This is a genomic window from Flavobacterium sp. 25HG05S-40, assembly GCF_052654735.1.
Genome location: NZ_CP199750.1, coordinates 1,022,459 through 1,038,394, shown reverse-complemented (window position 1 = coordinate 1,038,394; position 15,936 = coordinate 1,022,459). Strand labels below are relative to the sequence as shown.

General features: G+C 36.1%; 16 protein-coding genes. 11 read left to right on the top strand and 5 right to left on the bottom strand.

From position 1 onward, the window contains the following. Window positions 1–114: 114 nt before the first annotated feature. Window positions 115–1,308, bottom strand: a complete 1,194-nt coding sequence (gene sucC, locus ACULEU_RS04490) for an ADP-forming succinate--CoA ligase subunit beta (protein WP_445454255.1) — start codon at window positions 1,306–1,308, stop codon at window positions 115–117. Window positions 1,309–1,473: 165 nt separating this feature from the next. Next, entirely contained in the window at window positions 1,474–2,202 is a 729-nt protein-coding gene (locus tag ACULEU_RS04485; protein WP_445454254.1) for a biotin--[acetyl-CoA-carboxylase] ligase, read from the bottom strand. Between the two features lie 93 nt (window positions 2,203–2,295). Between ACULEU_RS04485 and rsfS the strand changes: the two genes are divergently transcribed. From rsfS to ACULEU_RS04450, 7 genes are all read left to right on the top strand, one after another. Continuing rightward, on the top strand, window positions 2,296–2,667 hold the full coding sequence (gene rsfS / locus ACULEU_RS04480; RefSeq protein ID WP_445454253.1) for a ribosome silencing factor: 372 nt from the start codon (window positions 2,296–2,298) through the stop codon (window positions 2,665–2,667). A gap of 21 nt (window positions 2,668–2,688) precedes the next feature. Then, on the top strand, window positions 2,689–4,608 hold the full coding sequence (gene ftsH, locus ACULEU_RS04475) for an ATP-dependent zinc metalloprotease FtsH (RefSeq protein WP_445454252.1): 1,920 nt from the start codon (window positions 2,689–2,691) through the stop codon (window positions 4,606–4,608). A gap of 114 nt (window positions 4,609–4,722) precedes the next feature. Then, the gene (locus tag ACULEU_RS04470; RefSeq protein WP_445454251.1) at window positions 4,723–5,328 is read left to right on the top strand and encodes a lactate utilization protein B/C; all 606 of its coding nucleotides are present in this window, start codon (window positions 4,723–4,725) and stop codon (window positions 5,326–5,328) included. Window position 5,329: 1 nt separating this feature from the next. Then, entirely contained in the window at window positions 5,330–6,151 is an 822-nt protein-coding gene (locus ACULEU_RS04465; protein WP_445454250.1) for a phosphatidate cytidylyltransferase, read from the top strand. Then, window positions 6,141–6,800, top strand: coding sequence for a phosphatidylserine decarboxylase family protein (locus ACULEU_RS04460; RefSeq protein ID WP_445454249.1), 660 nt, complete (start codon window positions 6,141–6,143; stop codon window positions 6,798–6,800). The genes ACULEU_RS04465 and ACULEU_RS04460 overlap by 11 nt, the downstream gene beginning before the upstream one ends. Before the next feature lie 6 nt (window positions 6,801–6,806). Continuing rightward, window positions 6,807–7,082: an acyl-CoA-binding protein gene (locus tag ACULEU_RS04455; protein ID WP_445454248.1), complete on the top strand. Its 276-nt coding sequence runs from the start codon at window positions 6,807–6,809 to the stop codon at window positions 7,080–7,082. A 3-nt stretch (window positions 7,083–7,085) separates the two neighbouring features. Next, window positions 7,086–7,913 carry a superoxide dismutase gene (locus ACULEU_RS04450; RefSeq protein ID WP_445454247.1) on the top strand — a complete coding sequence of 276 codons (828 nt, stop codon included), beginning with the start codon at window positions 7,086–7,088 and terminating at the stop codon, window positions 7,911–7,913. 42 nt (window positions 7,914–7,955) lie between these two features. Here the strand turns inward: ACULEU_RS04450 and ACULEU_RS04445 are convergent, their stop codons facing one another. The 3 genes from ACULEU_RS04445 to ACULEU_RS04435 form a co-directional block, all read right to left on the bottom strand. Next, a complete protein-coding gene (locus ACULEU_RS04445; RefSeq protein WP_445454246.1) occupies window positions 7,956–9,995 on the bottom strand; it encodes a M13 family metallopeptidase in 2,040 nt (679 codons plus the stop codon). 143 nt (window positions 9,996–10,138) lie between these two features. Further along, window positions 10,139–10,336, bottom strand: coding sequence for a hypothetical protein (locus ACULEU_RS04440; RefSeq protein ID WP_445454245.1), 198 nt, complete (start codon window positions 10,334–10,336; stop codon window positions 10,139–10,141). Window positions 10,337–10,434: 98 nt separating this feature from the next. Then, the gene (locus tag ACULEU_RS04435; RefSeq protein WP_445454244.1) at window positions 10,435–11,853 is read right to left on the bottom strand and encodes an MBL fold metallo-hydrolase; all 1,419 of its coding nucleotides are present in this window, start codon (window positions 11,851–11,853) and stop codon (window positions 10,435–10,437) included. A 157-nt stretch (window positions 11,854–12,010) separates the two neighbouring features. Between ACULEU_RS04435 and porX the strand changes: the two genes are divergently transcribed. The 4 genes from porX to ACULEU_RS04415 all read left to right on the top strand — a co-directional run bounded on the left by porX (window position 12,011) and on the right by ACULEU_RS04415 (window position 15,688). Beyond that, complete coding sequence (gene porX, locus ACULEU_RS04430) at window positions 12,011–13,591, top strand: T9SS response regulator signal transducer PorX (protein ID WP_445454243.1); 1,581 nt, start codon at window positions 12,011–12,013, stop codon at window positions 13,589–13,591. 12 nt (window positions 13,592–13,603) lie between these two features. Continuing rightward, on the top strand, window positions 13,604–14,011 hold the full coding sequence (gene tsaE, locus ACULEU_RS04425) for a tRNA (adenosine(37)-N6)-threonylcarbamoyltransferase complex ATPase subunit type 1 TsaE (RefSeq protein WP_445454242.1): 408 nt from the start codon (window positions 13,604–13,606) through the stop codon (window positions 14,009–14,011). 43 nt (window positions 14,012–14,054) lie between these two features. After that, a complete protein-coding gene (locus tag ACULEU_RS04420; protein ID WP_445454241.1) occupies window positions 14,055–15,248 on the top strand; it encodes an alanine dehydrogenase in 1,194 nt (397 codons plus the stop codon). A gap of 65 nt (window positions 15,249–15,313) precedes the next feature. Next, the gene (locus ACULEU_RS04415) at window positions 15,314–15,688 is read left to right on the top strand and encodes a DUF4258 domain-containing protein (protein ID WP_445454240.1); all 375 of its coding nucleotides are present in this window, start codon (window positions 15,314–15,316) and stop codon (window positions 15,686–15,688) included. Window positions 15,689–15,936 lie beyond the last annotated feature (248 nt).

Below are 15,936 nucleotides of genomic sequence, written 5' to 3'. Positions count from 1 at the left end.
GAAAAATGGGTAGTATTCATGTAGTGGCGCTAATGGAAAAATAAAGTCGAAAAATAATAAAAAATCCCGAGCTTTCACTCGGGATTGTATTTCTAATGAGAATTTAATACATATTTATGACAAAGCAGCTTTTACTTGGTCCGCAGCTTCTTGAAATTGTGTTGCTGATAAAATTGGCATACCAGAATTATCAATTAGCTCTTTTGCAATTTCAGCATTGGTTCCTTGAAGACGCACAATGATCGGCACTTTAATAGCATCACCCATATTTTTATAGGCATCAACTACACCTTGTGCTACTCGATCACAACGTACAATTCCACCAAAAATATTGATCAAAATAGCTTTTACGTTGGGATCTTTAAGGATAATTCTAAACGCTGTTTCCACACGTTTTGCATCGGCAGTTCCACCAACATCTAGGAAATTTGCTGGCTCAAAACCTGCATATTTAATCAAATCCATCGTTGCCATAGCTAATCCGGCACCATTTACCATACAACCAACAGTTCCGTCAAGATCTACATAATTTAAACCTACTTCTTTTGCTTCAACTTCTATTGGATTTTCTTCACGTATGTCACGCATATCAGCATATTTTGGCTGACGGAATAAAGCATTGTCATCAATATTCACTTTAGCATCAACAGCCATAATTTTGTTGTCAGAAGTTTTTAAAACCGGATTGATTTCAAACATCGAAGCATCAGAACCGATATAAGCGTTGTATAACGAATCTACAAACTTCACCATTTCTTTGAATGCATTCCCTGAAAGCCCAAGATTAAAAGCAATTCTACGAGCTTGAAAACCTTGTAATCCAACTGCCGGATCAATTTCTTCTGTAAAAATTAGATGTGGTGTATGTTCAGCCACTTCTTCAATATCCATTCCTCCTTCAGTCGAATACATAATCATATTTCTTCCTCTGGCTCTATTTAAAAGTACTGACATATAAAACTCAGAAGTTTCACTTTCACCAGGATAATAAACATCCTCAGCAATTAAAACTTTATTTACTCTTTTCCCTTCCGGCGGTGTTTGTGGTGTTATCAACATCATCCCAATAATTTGTTCTGATATTTCTTCCACTTGTTGTAAATTCTTGGCCAACTTCACTCCTCCTCCTTTTCCTCTTCCACCTGCGTGAATTTGAGCTTTGATTACATGCCAGCCCGTTCCTGTTTCTGCAGTTAATTGTTTTGCAGCAGCCACAGCTTCAACCGGACTACTAGCCACAATACCACGTTGAACGCGAACGCCATAACTTGCTAAAATTTCTTTTCCTTGATATTCGTGTATGTTCATAATAAAGAGTTAGTTTAGATGAGATGCTGAACATCTTTCAGCAAATGCGTCACAAAAGTAATTAATTAGAATCAAACCAAAAAGAAATGTATACCAATTTAGTACTTTTATTGATTTGCATTTTTTAAGAAGGTAAGAAGACAAAGAGATATCCAGATTTTATAATTAATACAACATCTTAATTTCTTTAAGATTGCAATGAATTAAACTATCATCATCGAGCAAAACTTGAAGTTTTCCCTCTTTAGTCACCTTCTGAATAATACCCATAAAACGATTCCCATTAGGATTTTCAAAAGCTGAAGGGAAATTGATTTTATAGAGATTGTCATGGTATTCCTTCCATAGTAATTCTGAATTTTGACTTAAAAGTGATAGTTTTTCTATTAAAGATTTTCTCATTAGTATGGCAATTTCCTCGCAACTGTAAGCTTCTCCCGTTATGCACTGCAAAGAGGTCGCCTGCGGAAGATGTTCAAAATTGGTTTGGTTTACATTTAATCCGATCCCAATAACCGAAACCAAAGTTCCATCAGGTTTTAAAGAGTTCTCAATTAAAATTCCTGCCACTTTTTTGGAATCTGACATTATGTCGTTGGGCCATTTTACAGCGAGCTTTGGAATGTCAATCTTTTTTAAAACATGTATAACCGATTGGGCAACCGTTATATTTAAATCGAATACCTTCTCATTTTTAAAGCACAAATCTTTAACCAAAATACTCATAGTTAAGTTTTTACCTTTTTCGGAGACCCATTTTGCTCCCATTTGCCCCTTGCCTTTGGTTTGCTCGTTAGCCATGACAATGGTATAATTTTTTACCTCAGATTCCCTTGATAAGTGCTTCAGGTAATCGTTCGTAGAATCTATGGCATCGAGTTTGATTATAGGCATGATAGAATTGAAAATAGTAATGAATTTTAAAGTTTTGTTAAGCAAAAATAAAGACAAAAAGTAATACCTTTGCAAAACATACATAAATAATAAATGACGAAGAAAGCGGTTAATACAGATGTTCTTTTGGCGAACATCATTAAAGGAATTGAAGAAGTAAAAGGGAATGACATTGACATCCTGGATTTGAGAGATATAGACACCGCAGTTTGCGACTATTTTATCATTTGTAACGGGAATTCTAACACTCAAGTTAACGCGATTGTTAACTCTATCCAAAAATTAGTTTCTAAAGAATTAAAAGACAAACCTTGGCATGTTGAAGGCACGGACAATGCTGAATGGGTATTAATGGACTATGTGAATATTGTAGTACATGTTTTCCAAAAACAAATCCGTGAGTTCTACAACATCGAAGGACTTTGGGGCGATGCCAAAATAACTACCATCCAAAATAAATATTAAAAATTGTTCACAGAATAAAAAATGGCAAACGAAAAAAATTCTAATAATTTCAAAATAAGTCCGTGGTTAATTTATGTAATCGTAATTGTCGGATTTATTGCAATTAATTATTTTGGAGGTTCCAGTTTTCAGGATACCACCAAAATCTCGTACTCAAAATTTACTGAAAGTCTAAATAAGGGACAATTTGAAAAAGTGATTGCCTACAACAAAACTGAAGGTGAAGCCTATTTAACCAAAGAAGCGCTAAAAGAGAAAGCGAATATTAAGGTAGCAAAAGACATGTTAGGCAACGCTAATAAAGGTCCGCACTATTCCTTTGATATTGGTAATGATGAAGTTTTTCAGAACAGTATCGAAAAAGCAAAACTAGAAGGCAAACTAAAAGATTTCGATTTTAAAGCGAAAAGCAATTGGTCTGACATCCTAATCACCTTATTGCCATTTGTTATCATTTTAGGGCTTTGGGTTTTAATCATGAGAAGAATGTCTGGTGGTGCTGGCGGTAGCGGAGGTCAAATCTTCAACATCGGAAAATCAAGAGCCAAACTTTTTGATGAAAAAACTGAAGTAAAAACCACTTTTAAAGATGTTGCCGGATTAGAAGGTGCCAAAGAAGAAATACAGGAAATTGTTGAGTTTCTTAAAACTCCTGAAAAATATACCGTTTTAGGTGGAAAAATTCCGAAAGGAGCACTTTTAGTAGGTCCTCCGGGAACAGGAAAAACCTTATTGGCGAAAGCTGTAGCTGGTGAAGCCAAAGTACCTTTCTTTTCTTTGTCGGGTTCTGACTTTGTAGAAATGTTTGTAGGTGTTGGAGCTTCACGAGTTCGTGATTTATTTAAACAAGCCAAAGACAAAGCACCTTCAATTATCTTTATCGATGAAATTGATGCTGTAGGTAGAGCTAGAGGGAAAAATAACATTTCTGGCGGAAATGACGAGCGTGAAAATACCTTGAACCAATTACTAACCGAAATGGACGGTTTTGGAACGAACACACACGTAATAGTAATTGCAGCAACAAACAGAGCTGATGTTTTGGATAAAGCTTTACTACGTGCCGGACGTTTTGACCGACAGATATATGTAGATCTACCGGATATCAGAGAGCGAAAAGAAATCTTTGAAGTGCATTTAGCTCCACTAAAAAAAGTAGAAGGACTCGACACCGATTTCTTAGCCAAACAAACTCCGGGATTCTCTGGAGCTGATATTGCCAACGTATGTAACGAGGCAGCATTAATTGCAGCTCGAAATAACAAAACTGCTGTTGACAAACAAGACTTTTTAGACGCTGTTGACCGAATTGTTGGTGGTTTAGAAAAGAAAAATAAAATTGTTACTCCAGATGAGAAACGCGCTATTGCTGTTCACGAAGCTGGTCACGCTACAGTTAGTTGGATGTTAGAGCATGCAGCTCCGTTGGTAAAAGTAACCATCGTTCCTAGAGGACAAAGTCTAGGTGCCGCATGGTATTTACCAGAAGAAAGACTTATCGTCCGTCCGGAACAAATGCTTGACGAAATGTGTGCCACCATGGGAGGTAGAGCTGCCGAAAAAGTTATTTTTAATAAAATTTCAACAGGAGCTTTAAGCGATCTTGAAAAAGTTACTAAACAAGCTCGTGCTATGGTTACCATTTATGGCTTGAACGAGAAATTGGGTAACATCACTTATTATGATTCTACCGGACAAAGCGAGTATAATTTTTCTAAACCTTATTCAGAAGAAACCGCTTTGGTTATTGATCAAGAAATTTCAAGCTTGATTGAAAATGAATACCAAAGAGCTATCAAAATACTGCAAGACCACAAAGATAAATTAGAACAATTAGCCAATATTTTAATTGAAAAAGAAGTCATTTTCAAAGATGATTTAGAGCATATTTTCGGAAAAAGACCATTCGACAAAACGACTGAAGAAACCGAAATAGCATAAGTAAACGGTTTTTTAACAATTTTTTAAAATCTTAATTCAAAAGTACCTTTTGAATTAAGATTTTTTTATCTTTGAAGGATTTCAATAAAGAAACTAGATTATACCACAAAAAGCATGAGTCTTTTCAGAAAAATATTTGGCAGCGGTAATGATGCCAATGACGAAGAAAGTCAAAGCGAATTTAACAATATTCCTTCCAGCTTTTCACTACTTCCTGTAGATGAAAAGTTCACTTATAATTTTAAGAAAAACGGCGGAAAGTTTTTGTACTGTGAAAACTTAAACGAAGTAAAAGATCAATTCCTGAATATTTTAGAAGAAAATGATTGGTTTGAATGCGAAGCCTTATGCTATGAGCCAAAGCTTTTCAGTATGTTAGATGAAAACAAACTGACTTACGACAAACCAACAAATCCGATGTTTCTATTTGCCAGTTGTGAAAATCTGATTGCCGATGAAGGTTCTGTATTGTTTTCATCAAATCAAATAAAGCAAAACAAACCCAATGATTTGCCTAACAACATCATTATTCTGGCTACCACCAGTCAAATTTTAGAAGCAAAAAGTGATGGTCTTCGCGTAATCAAAAAGAAATACGACAAAGATTATCCTACCAACATTACGACCATTAAGTATTTTGAGAAGGCCAAAGACGAAGACTTTCTTCAATACGGAAGTACTGCAAAGAACTTATATCTGCTGCTTCTAGAAGATTTATAAAATGAACGAATCGCTAAAGAGATTATTATCAGGTGTCGTTTATGTTGCGCTGCTTATAATTGCTACTTCATACTCGGTTACCAGCTTTTATATTCTCTTTGGAATATTCATGTTGATTGCTGTTTATGAATTCTGCCAATTAGTCCATCTCAATAAGATATTCCCACTCCTTTTTGGCGCCTTTACATTCTATTTAGCAACACAATTTAAAACGACCCATACTAACGACATATTACTTTTACTAGCAACGCTTTTTGTTTCTGTAAAATGTGTCTTCCTTCTCTTTGGAACTAAAGAGCGTGTTGACAATCTTTCCAAATATGTCTATGTAATTGGATATGTGATTTTTCCCTTTATCCTCTTAACAAAAATTCCATTTGGAATAAAAGGTTTTAACCCTAAAATTATCATCAGTATATTTATTCTGATTTGGACCAATGACACTTTTGCATACATAGTGGGCAAATCCATTGGAAAGCATAAGTTAATTGAGAAAATATCTCCTAAAAAAACTATCGAAGGATTCATCGGAGGTGTTGTTTTTTCTATAATTGCAGGAATTCTTATTTCCAAATTTTACATTCAGGCCAAACCAAACCATCAGGATCTATCGATACTAATCTGGACCATAAGTGCCGTAATCATCAGTATATTTAGTACTTTAGGAGATTTAATCGAATCTAAGTTTAAAAGAATTGCAGGCGTAAAAGACAGCGGTACTATAATGCCAGGTCATGGCGGTATTCTAGATCGACTAGATAGTATTATATTTGTAGCACCATTTGTTTATTTGTTTTATCAAATCTTATATTATGTTTCATAAAGAAGGCGGAAAAATTATTTTAATAGCAACATCAGCAACTGTGATAGTCTTTTTGGTATCGCATAAATTGGCATCTCCATCAATGCCTTGGATAGAAAAAGCAATTCAGGTTATTACCCTAATTTTACTATTGTTGGTTTTGCAATTTTTCAGAAACCCAAACAGAAAAATTACGCCAAATGACAAAGTGGTATTAGCGCCTGTCGATGGAAAAGTGGTCGTTATTGAAGAAGTATTTGAAGGAGAATATTTTAAAGACAACCGATTACAGGTTTCGATATTTATGTCGCCCATAAATGTTCATGTTACAAGATATGCCGTAAGTGGCAAAATAAAATATAGTAAATACCATCCTGGTAAATATCTGGTGGCATGGCATCCAAAAGCTAGTACAGAAAACGAAAGAACTTCAGTAGTGATTGAAAGTAAAGAATTTGGAGAAATCCTTTACCGTCAAATAGCAGGTGCGCTTGCCAAACGAATCGTAAACTATGCCGTTGAAGGCACAGAAGTTCGTCAGGGAGACGATGCTGGATTTATTAAATTTGGTTCAAGGGTAGATATGTATTTCCCTCTCGGAACTAAAATCGACGTAAAATTGCAGCAAAATGCTATCGGAAACCAAACCATTATTACATCAAAAGCTTAAATGTAAATGGAAGAAAAAGAGTTAGCCATTCGATTTCAGGAAGCTGTAGAAATTGCTTCTCAAATGTCACAATCCTCTCTTCCTCAAGATGTGCAGTTGCGTCTATATGCTTATTATAAACAAGCTACCATTGGCACCATTGCTTATAATTTTTCACCTGAATTTGATTTAAGAAGTGCCTTTAAAACCAATGCATGGATGCAAATCAGTCACCTTTCTGTAGACCAAGCCAAAGAGTTATATATTGAAGCTATCCACGAAATTGCAAATGCTAAAAAGTAGGCTATGAAATCTCAGATTAACGATTACCGACCAAAAACAAATGCTACTATTGGGAGTACAAAGATTCTTGCTGTTGTTTTATGCTTTTCGTTTATGTTCCTTTTACCAGCTTGTAAAAGAAAAAAATTAACCGAAGTAGTTGAAGTTCCGTTACCTTCAGCAGAAGAAAAGATAACGATTGGCCAACCAGATGATGTTACTGCTGAGGAAGGTCAATTCTCCTTAGCAAAACTACCCTATCAATACAACGAACTTTCTCCAAGCATTGATATTCTTACGATGGAAGTCCATTACTCCAAACATTATTTGACCTACACCAACAATTTGAATAAATTAGTGGAAGCTGATGCTACGCTAACCGATTTAACCATTGAAGACATTTTAAAGAAGGCAGACGGCAGCAATGCCGACTTAAAAAACAACGCCGGTGGTTATTACAATCATGGTTTCTTTTGGGAAGGTATGAAATCAAAATCCGAAGGTCAGCCTAAAGATACGTTAGCCGCAGTGATTACTAAAGATTTTGGCAGTTTTGAAAATTTCAAGACGCAGTTTACAGATGCTGCGGAAAAACAATTTGGTTCAGGTTGGGCTTGGTTAGTACTAGACAAAACTGGGAAACTTCAAGTTACCAGTACACCAAATCAGGACAATCCACTAATGCCAAAACAAACCGTTTCCGGAACACCTCTTTTAAATCTGGATGTTTGGGAGCATGCTTATTATTTGGATTACCAATACAAGCGAAAAAGATATATCGAAAACTTCTTTAAAATCATCAATTGGAAAAAGGTTTCCGAACGATATGAAGAAGCGACTGCTAAGAAATAAAAAAAATCCCTATCAAATGATAGGGATTTTTTTATCTGAGTATTACCAAATAACTATTCTGTCTTTCTCTGGCAAGTACATCTTGTTTCCAGGTTTTACATTAAATGCTTTATAAAATTCGGGAATATTCATCAACGGCCCAATGATTCTGAATTTTGCTGGCGAATGCAAATCTGACATAATTTGTCTTGCTAAATATTCGTCTTTTGCCTGTACCATCCAAGCATATCCATAAGCCAAAAAGTATCTTTGTTCCGGACTTAAACCACTTATTTTCTCTTTATTCTTGTACTGATTCGTTTTCTTGAAGGCTTCAAATCCCATTACTACGCCACCTAAATCGGCTATATTCTCACCTTGAGTAGCTTCTCCATTCACAAATTTACCTTTAAGCGGTTCAAATTTGTTGAATTGTGCTACTATAGCTTTAGTTTTTTGATTAAACTTTGCCTTGTCTTCAGCGGTCCACCAATCGTTTAGGTTTCCTTTATCATCATATTGACTTCCTTGATCATCAAAACCATGCGTGATTTCGTGCCCAAAAGTAGAACCACCAATGATTCCATATAAGATGGCGTCATCAGGCATTCTTCCTTCAAAACCTGGCACTAAAATATTACAGGCCGGTACACAAATTTCGTTATTACTTGGATTGTAATAGGCGTTGTAGGTTTGTGGAAACATTCCCCATTCGGTTCTGTCAACTGGTTTCCCATATCTTTTAACCATATCTTCGTAGGACCATTTATTTACTGCCATAACATTGGCACAATAAGTATTTCTATTAACAGTCACGCTACTCAAGTCTTTCCATTTATCCGGATAACCTACTTTCATAACAATCTTGCTTAATTTAAAAAGCGCTTTTTTCTTGGTCTCATCACTCATCCAATCCAATTTCTTGATGCGTTCAGCATAGACATCTCTAATGTTATTTCCAATCTCTAAAAGCTTTTCTTTGGAACCTTTTGGCAAATAATCTGCTACATAAACCTGACCAATTAATTCGCCCAAAGAACCATCTGTTTGTTCTACAATTCGTTTCCATCTTGGCTTTTGCTCTTTTACACCGTTCATCACTGTAGAATAGAAATAAAAATTTTGCTTTTCAATAGCTTTATTCAAATAGGAAGCATAAGAGTTAACCAAATCCCATTTCAAATAGGTTTTCCAATCTTCAATAGCATAGCTAGTAACCACTTTCTCTAATCCTTTATAGAATTCGGGCTGACCAACAATTACGGTATCTGCTTTTGCAATACCCAACTGTGGTAAAACACTTTCCCAAGCAATAGAAGGTGAAGTAGCTTTAAATTGAGCCAAAGTCATTTTATTATAATTCTTAATCGGATCGCGTAAAGCCTCTAATTTTCTGCAGTTTTTAGCCAAATCCGTTTCTAGTTTCATGATAGTTGCCGCAGCATTTTTAGCTTTCGTTGGCTCTTCACCGGTCAATTCCATTATAGCCTGAATGTGTTTTACATACTCTGTTCTAATTTTTACGGTTTCGGCATCTGTATTGAAATAATATTCCTGCTGTCCTAATCCTAATCCACCCTGAACAAAGAATAAGGCATTTTTGGAACTATTTTTATCATCCTGACCCACACCAAAAGTAAATGCAGGATTGGCTCCAAGAGTATGAAGATAGCCAATAGTATTCATCAAGGTCGGAACATCTTTAATGGCATCGATTTTAGACATTGTTGCTGCTAAAGGTTTTAGGCCTACTTTTTCGATAGTAAGCGTATCCATTCCCGAAGCATAAAAATCACCTATTTTTTGTTCGTTACTTCCTTTGACAGCATCTTCATTGGCAGCCGATTTTTCACAGATATCTTTTATTTGCGCATTAATGGTATCGCCGATAGTTCTGAAAATTCCATTACTACTTTCGCTACTCGGAATGGGGTGTTTTTTAAACCATCCGCCATTGGCGTAACGGAAAAAGTCATCACCGGGTACGATAGTAGTATCTCGATTCGTAATTAACGGGTCTTCGTATTGCATTTCTTTTTTGCTACAACTGATAGCCAAAAAAGCAGAGAGCAAACTGATAGTAAGTTTGGTTTTTATTTGCATAAGTTTAGTTTAGTTTAAATTCTATAGGTCGAAATAAGTTAAAAAAGTTATCAAATGTAGGCATTTGTTCTATTCTACTATACTAAAACAAAAAAAAGTGCTTGATATATCGAGCACTTTTGGTAATAAGCTTATTAAGATTATTATTTTTTTTCTTCTGTTTTCTTAGAAGCGCAGCATGATTTTTTCTCGCCAGAGGCACACGATTTCTTTTCCTCAGTAGAACAAGCTTTTTCTGTTTTAGCTTTATCTTTCTTTTTTTGCTTTGGCGTTTCACTTGCATTTACATTCACTGAAAACAAGAATGCCGCAATGGCCATCATTGAAATTACTTTTTTCATATTGTATATATTTTAATTAATTTTTTATTTCGAATAAGTGTATCAAATGTAACTATTTTTATAAATACCGTATACACTTTAACATTCTTTTGGACTTTTTATAACAAAGTGGTCGGACAAACATAATTAGAAATCGGAATGTTTGTCAATTTAATTTCGTTAAATCCTCCAATTACATCTGCAAAATTTTCATATCCTCTTTGCTTTAAGATAGAAGCTGCAATCATACTTCTGTAACCACCCAAACAATGAATCACAAAGAAGGCATCTTTTGGAAATAACGCTAAATGAGTATTGATTTCATTCAGCGGTATGTTGATAGCCCCAATGATATGCTCTGACTCAAACTCGCTTTTCTTTCTAACATCAAAAATGGGTGCGTTGTGAACTTCTTCTAGAACTACTAATTCATCAGCGGTTATTCGATCAATTGTATTGATTTCCTTGTGAGCGTTTTTCCATGTGTCGAAGCCGCCTTCTAAATAACCAATACAATAATCGTAACCCACTCTTGACAATCTGATTATAGCTTCTTCTACTTTTTCGTGATCTTCTGCAACTAATAGAATCTGTTGCTTCAAATCGGGAATCAACTCACCAACCCACATAGCAAAATTACTTTCTAATCCTATATTGATACTGTTAGGAATAAAACCAAGTGCAAATTCGGAGGCCTTTCGTGTATCTAAAATCAACGCTTGCGTTTCATTAGCAACCATTTCGAAAGTTTTCGCGTCAAAAGGCTTTTGACCCCGATACATTACGGTATCCAAACTTTCATACCCTTTGATATTCATCAGAACATTTTTCGGAAAATAGGCTGGCGGTGCTGTCAAACCAGTAAGTATTGCCAAAACAAATTGGTCTTCGGTAAATTCCGGATTCAGAGCATAATTTGTTTTCTTTTGATTCCCCAAAGTATCAGTTGTTTCCTTGCTCATCATCTTACCGCAGGCACTTCCGGCACCATGATTAGGATACACTATCAATTCATCGGGTAGTGTCATAATCTTTTCTCTAAGAGAATGAAACAACATTCTGGCTAATTTATCTTGAGTTAAATCGGCGACAACATGTTGCGCTAAATCGGGTCTTCCTACATCTCCGATAAACAGCGTATCGCCTGTTATGATTCCGTGTTCCTTTCCACGCTCATCAATCAGTAAATAACAAGTGCTTTCAAGCGTATGGCCTGGCGTGTGAACAGCTTTTACTTTGCATTTTCCAACTTGAAACACTTGATTATCCAAAGCAATTACTGCCTCAAAACTTGGTTTGGCAGTTGGACCATATACTATAGTAGCATTTTCTTTTTGAGCTAAATCTAAATGTCCTGAAACAAAATCTGCGTGAAAATGAGTTTCAAAAACATACTTTATGGTAGCATTATCTCTTTTGGCTTTATCAATGTAGGGTTGCACTTCACGCAACGGATCAAAAATAGCAGCCTCACCATCACCTTCTAAATAATAGGCAGCGTGTGCTAGGCATCCGGTATAAATCTGTTCAATTTTCATGAGTATAATTTTATCAAAACTAACAAACTCAAAGTCTTAGAAAAATGATAAATATCAGGTAACAGAAAACCGTTAAAAATCTTTCTTATTTTATAATAATTTTAATAGTAATGCGTTTTAATATGTAGTAATTTGCGATAAACAATAAAACGTAGCTATGGATCCTATTAAAATACTTTGGGTTGATGATGAAATTGATTTATTAAAACCACATATCTTATTTTTAGAAAAGAAGAATTATAAAGTCACCACTTTTAACAATGGACGTGATGCTGTAGATGCCTTTGAAGATGGAAATTTTGACATTGTCTTTCTGGATGAGAATATGCCGGGGATGAGCGGATTGGAAACACTTTCAGAAATGAAGGAAAAAAAATCGGCGACACCTATGATCATGATCACCAAAAGTGAAGAAGAATATATCATGGAAGAAGCCATAGGATCGAAGATTGCTGATTATCTTATCAAGCCGGTAAACCCAAATCAGATTCTGTTAAGCTTGAAAAAGAATCTGGATCATTCCCGATTAGTATCCGAAAAAACAACTTTAGATTATCAGAAAGAGTTCAGAAAGATTGCTATGGAAATGGCTATGGTGAATAGTTACCCAGACTGGGTGGAACTCTATAAAAAATTGATTTTTTGGGAATTGGAACTAGAAAACATCAACGATCAAAGCATGGTTGAAATACTCGAAAGCCAAAAAGTAGAAGCCAATGCTCAGTTCAGTAAATTTATTGAACGCAACTACGAAGACTGGTTTGCTGCGCCAGTTCGCCAAGGCTCGAGTGAACCAAAAGCCGACAAACCCATCCAATCCCACACCTTGTTCAGAGAATTAGTCGTTCCGGAACTGGTAAAAAAAGATAAACCCGTTTTATTCGTAGTCATCGACAACCTTCGCTATGATCAATGGAAAGCAATGGAAAGTGTGGTCACTAACCATTACAAATTGGAAAAAGAAATTCCGTATTACGCTATTTTACCAACAGCAACACAATATGCGCGAAATGCTATATTTTCGGGTTTATTGCCCGCTGACATGGAAAAACAGTTTCCGCAATATTGGAAAAATGATGTCGAAGACGGCGGAAAAAACCTATACGAAGCCGAGTTCTTGACAGCGCATTTAAAAAGATTAGGATTAAATATCAAACAAGAGTATTTCAAGATTACCAACTTAGCTAATGGAAAAAAACTAGCGGAGAATTTCAAAGGACTTAAAGACAATGATTTGGTTACAGTGGTATACAACTTTGTAGACATGCTTTCGCACGCCAAAACAGAAATGGATGTGGTAAAAGAATTAGCTTCTGATGATAAAGCCTATCGCTCTTTAACCTTGAGTTGGTTTAAAAACTCACCGCTTTTAGAAATAATCCAACAAGCGCAAAAATTAGGTTTTAAATTAATAATCACCACCGATCACGGAACTATTAATGTTAAAAATCCATCTAAAGTTATTGGGGATAAAAACACAAGTTTGAATCTGCGTTATAAAACCGGACGAAGTCTGACTTATGAAGACCGAGACGTTTATGCCGTGAAAGATCCTAAAAAAATTGGACTACCAAGCATCAACATGAGCAGTTCCTATATCTTTGCCAAAAATGATTTATTTTTGGCCTATGTCAATAACTATAATCATTACGTGAGTTATTACAGAAACACGTATCAGCATGGTGGCATTTCATTGGAAGAAATGATTGTCCCATTTTTAGTCTTTAATCCGAAGTAAAATTAGTTGAAGATGGAAATTATTTTTTCACTAGAAGAACTTGCACAGGTTGCCAAAAAAGTACTCATGGAAAAACCCCATAAAATCATCCTTTTTCATGGTGTTATGGGAGTTGGAAAAACTACTTTAATTAAAGCCTTAGCCAAAGAATTGGGCGTAAAAGAAGCCACCAGTAGCCCCACTTTTTCACTTGTAAATGAATATGAAGCAGAGGACAATCTGCTGGTATACCATTTTGATATGTATCGTTTGAAATCAGAAATCGAAGCCTTGGATATGGGCATTGATGATTATTTATATTCCGGAAACTGGTGCTTTATCGAATGGGCAGAAAAAATTCCGAACTTACTTCCGGAGGACTATTCTACTATTCATTTGTCCCAATCCATTGATGGTAAAAGAAGTCTCCGATTGACCTAATTGAATATTTTTTTGTAATTTGGAGCAAAATTCTATTGTCCTTATGGCTATCACACCTTTCACAAAGCAGCAACTTTTACCTCAGGAAGAAAAATTAGAAGTATACCGTCATAAAAGTGAACTCTTTATCGGAATTCCAAAAGAAACCTCGTATCAAGAAAGACGTATTTGCCTAACGCCAGACGCTGTAAATTCACTTAGCTCACACGGACACAAAGTGATGATTGAATCGGGAGCCGGATTGAGTTCAAGCTACACCGATAAAGAATTTAGTGATGCTGGTGCAACAATTACCAAAGACGTGAAAAAGGTATTGAGTTGCCCGATGATTTTAAAGGTCGAGCCTCTAACTATGGAAGAAATCGAATTGGTAAATCAAAACGCCATCGTAATTTCGGCCATTCAACTTAAAACAAGAAAAAAAGAATATTTCGAAGCGTTATCAAAGAAAAAAATAACCGCTCTTGCCTTTGAATATATCAAAGATGAAGATGGCTCCTATCCTGCCGTAAAGTCTTTAAGCGAAATTGCCGGAACGGCCTCGGTCTTAATTGCAGCCGAACTAATGATTAACAATCAATTCGGAAAAGGGTTATTACTCGGAAACATTACGGGTGTCCCTCCTACGGATGTGGTTATCTTGGGTGCCGGAACGGTGGGCGAATTTGCTGCTAAAACCGCATTAGGTCTTGGGGCAAGTGTCAAAGTTTTTGACAACTCGATTACCAAACTGCGCCGACTTCAGAATAATTTAAACCAACGTATTTTCACATCAACCATTCAGCCAAAATCATTACTGAAAGCACTTCGTCGTTGTGATGTTGCTATTGGAGCCATGCGTGGCAAAGACCGCTGTCCCGTTGTAGTAACCGAAACGATGGTAGAACACATGAAAAAAGGAGCCGTGATTGTAGATGTCAGCATCGACACCGGCGGTTGCTTCGAAACTTCGGAAGTAACTACACATGAAAATCCGACTTTCATCAAAAACAATATTATCCATTATTGCGTACCCAACATACCTTCAAGATATTCCAAAACAGCTTCGCTTTCCATCAGCAATATCATCACGCCCTACCTACTTCAAATTGCGGAAGATGGTGGTTTAGAAAGTGCCATTCGTTGCAACAAAGGATTAAAAAACGGTGTCTACCTCTATCACGGCATTTTAACCAACAAAGCGATTGGCGACTGGTTCAATCTCCCAGACAACGACATTAACCTAATTGTTTTTTAAAATAAATCTTCATTATAACTCATAGAATATCGAACATTGATTACTTTTGCAAAAATTAATCTACTATGAAGTTTTACCAACGTTTAGCCTACTATTTAGTCGGTTTAGTTATGGGGTCATTTGTTGTGGCCATGGTACTTAGCGGAAAAGACACACGTTGCAATTATTTCCCAAATGCAAGAGTTTTAAACGATTTGAGAAACAAACCTTTCCAATACGACCTCGAAGCCTCACGTCGCCTCTCAGAAGACTGGGTGGACACCATCGATATCAAAAACACATTAACCAATGGCGATGTCGATTTTGATAAAAGTAACATCAAAGAAGAAGGCGGAAAAAGATACATTATCTACGGTAAAACCAAACAAGGGAAAGACATCACTTTAGAAGTCATCAATTATCCCGAAAAAGCAGTGCTAAAAAATATCATCAAAAAGTAATACGCTTTAAAAACAATACCAAAAACCGGACTACACAGTTCGGTTTTTCTTTTTTGGGGCGTGCCCTCGTCTCGTCAAAAATGCCGAGACGAGGTCGGGCTGTCCGGGTTACAGGGTAACCTCTCCCATCCCTCACGCAGTCCTTGCAAACAAAGAAGGAATCTCATCTTACAAGCATTTTACTTTTTGTCATTCCGACAAAGGAGGAATCCCTAACTCATAATCCCTTATCAAATAAATGTTATTCC

Excerpts from the sequence above, each read along its gene's own strand:
- ACULEU_RS04415 (WP_445454240.1), top strand. The coding sequence starts at position 15,314 with ATGAAGTTTTACCAACGTTTAGCCTACTATTTAGTCGGTTTAGTTATG.
- ACULEU_RS04485 (WP_445454254.1), bottom strand. The coding sequence starts at position 2,202 with ATGCCTATAATCAAACTCGATGCCATAGATTCTACGAACGATTACCTG.
- porX (WP_445454243.1), top strand. The coding sequence starts at position 12,011 with ATGGATCCTATTAAAATACTTTGGGTTGATGATGAAATTGATTTATTA.
- ACULEU_RS04455 (WP_445454248.1), top strand. The coding sequence starts at position 6,807 with ATGGAAGAAAAAGAGTTAGCCATTCGATTTCAGGAAGCTGTAGAAATT.
- ACULEU_RS04470 (WP_445454251.1), top strand. The coding sequence starts at position 4,723 with ATGAGTCTTTTCAGAAAAATATTTGGCAGCGGTAATGATGCCAATGAC.
- ACULEU_RS04440 (WP_445454245.1), bottom strand. The coding sequence starts at position 10,336 with ATGAAAAAAGTAATTTCAATGATGGCCATTGCGGCATTCTTGTTTTCA.
- ftsH (WP_445454252.1), top strand. The coding sequence starts at position 2,689 with ATGGCAAACGAAAAAAATTCTAATAATTTCAAAATAAGTCCGTGGTTA.
- tsaE (WP_445454242.1), top strand. The coding sequence starts at position 13,604 with ATGGAAATTATTTTTTCACTAGAAGAACTTGCACAGGTTGCCAAAAAA.
- ACULEU_RS04435 (WP_445454244.1), bottom strand. The coding sequence starts at position 11,853 with ATGAAAATTGAACAGATTTATACCGGATGCCTAGCACACGCTGCCTAT.
- rsfS (WP_445454253.1), top strand. The coding sequence starts at position 2,296 with ATGACGAAGAAAGCGGTTAATACAGATGTTCTTTTGGCGAACATCATT.
- sucC (WP_445454255.1), bottom strand. The coding sequence starts at position 1,308 with ATGAACATACACGAATATCAAGGAAAAGAAATTTTAGCAAGTTATGGC.
- ACULEU_RS04420 (WP_445454241.1), top strand. The coding sequence starts at position 14,055 with ATGGCTATCACACCTTTCACAAAGCAGCAACTTTTACCTCAGGAAGAA.
- ACULEU_RS04445 (WP_445454246.1), bottom strand. The coding sequence starts at position 9,995 with ATGCAAATAAAAACCAAACTTACTATCAGTTTGCTCTCTGCTTTTTTG.
- ACULEU_RS04465 (WP_445454250.1), top strand. The coding sequence starts at position 5,330 with ATGAACGAATCGCTAAAGAGATTATTATCAGGTGTCGTTTATGTTGCG.
- ACULEU_RS04450 (WP_445454247.1), top strand. The coding sequence starts at position 7,086 with ATGAAATCTCAGATTAACGATTACCGACCAAAAACAAATGCTACTATT.
- ACULEU_RS04460 (WP_445454249.1), top strand. The coding sequence starts at position 6,141 with ATGTTTCATAAAGAAGGCGGAAAAATTATTTTAATAGCAACATCAGCA.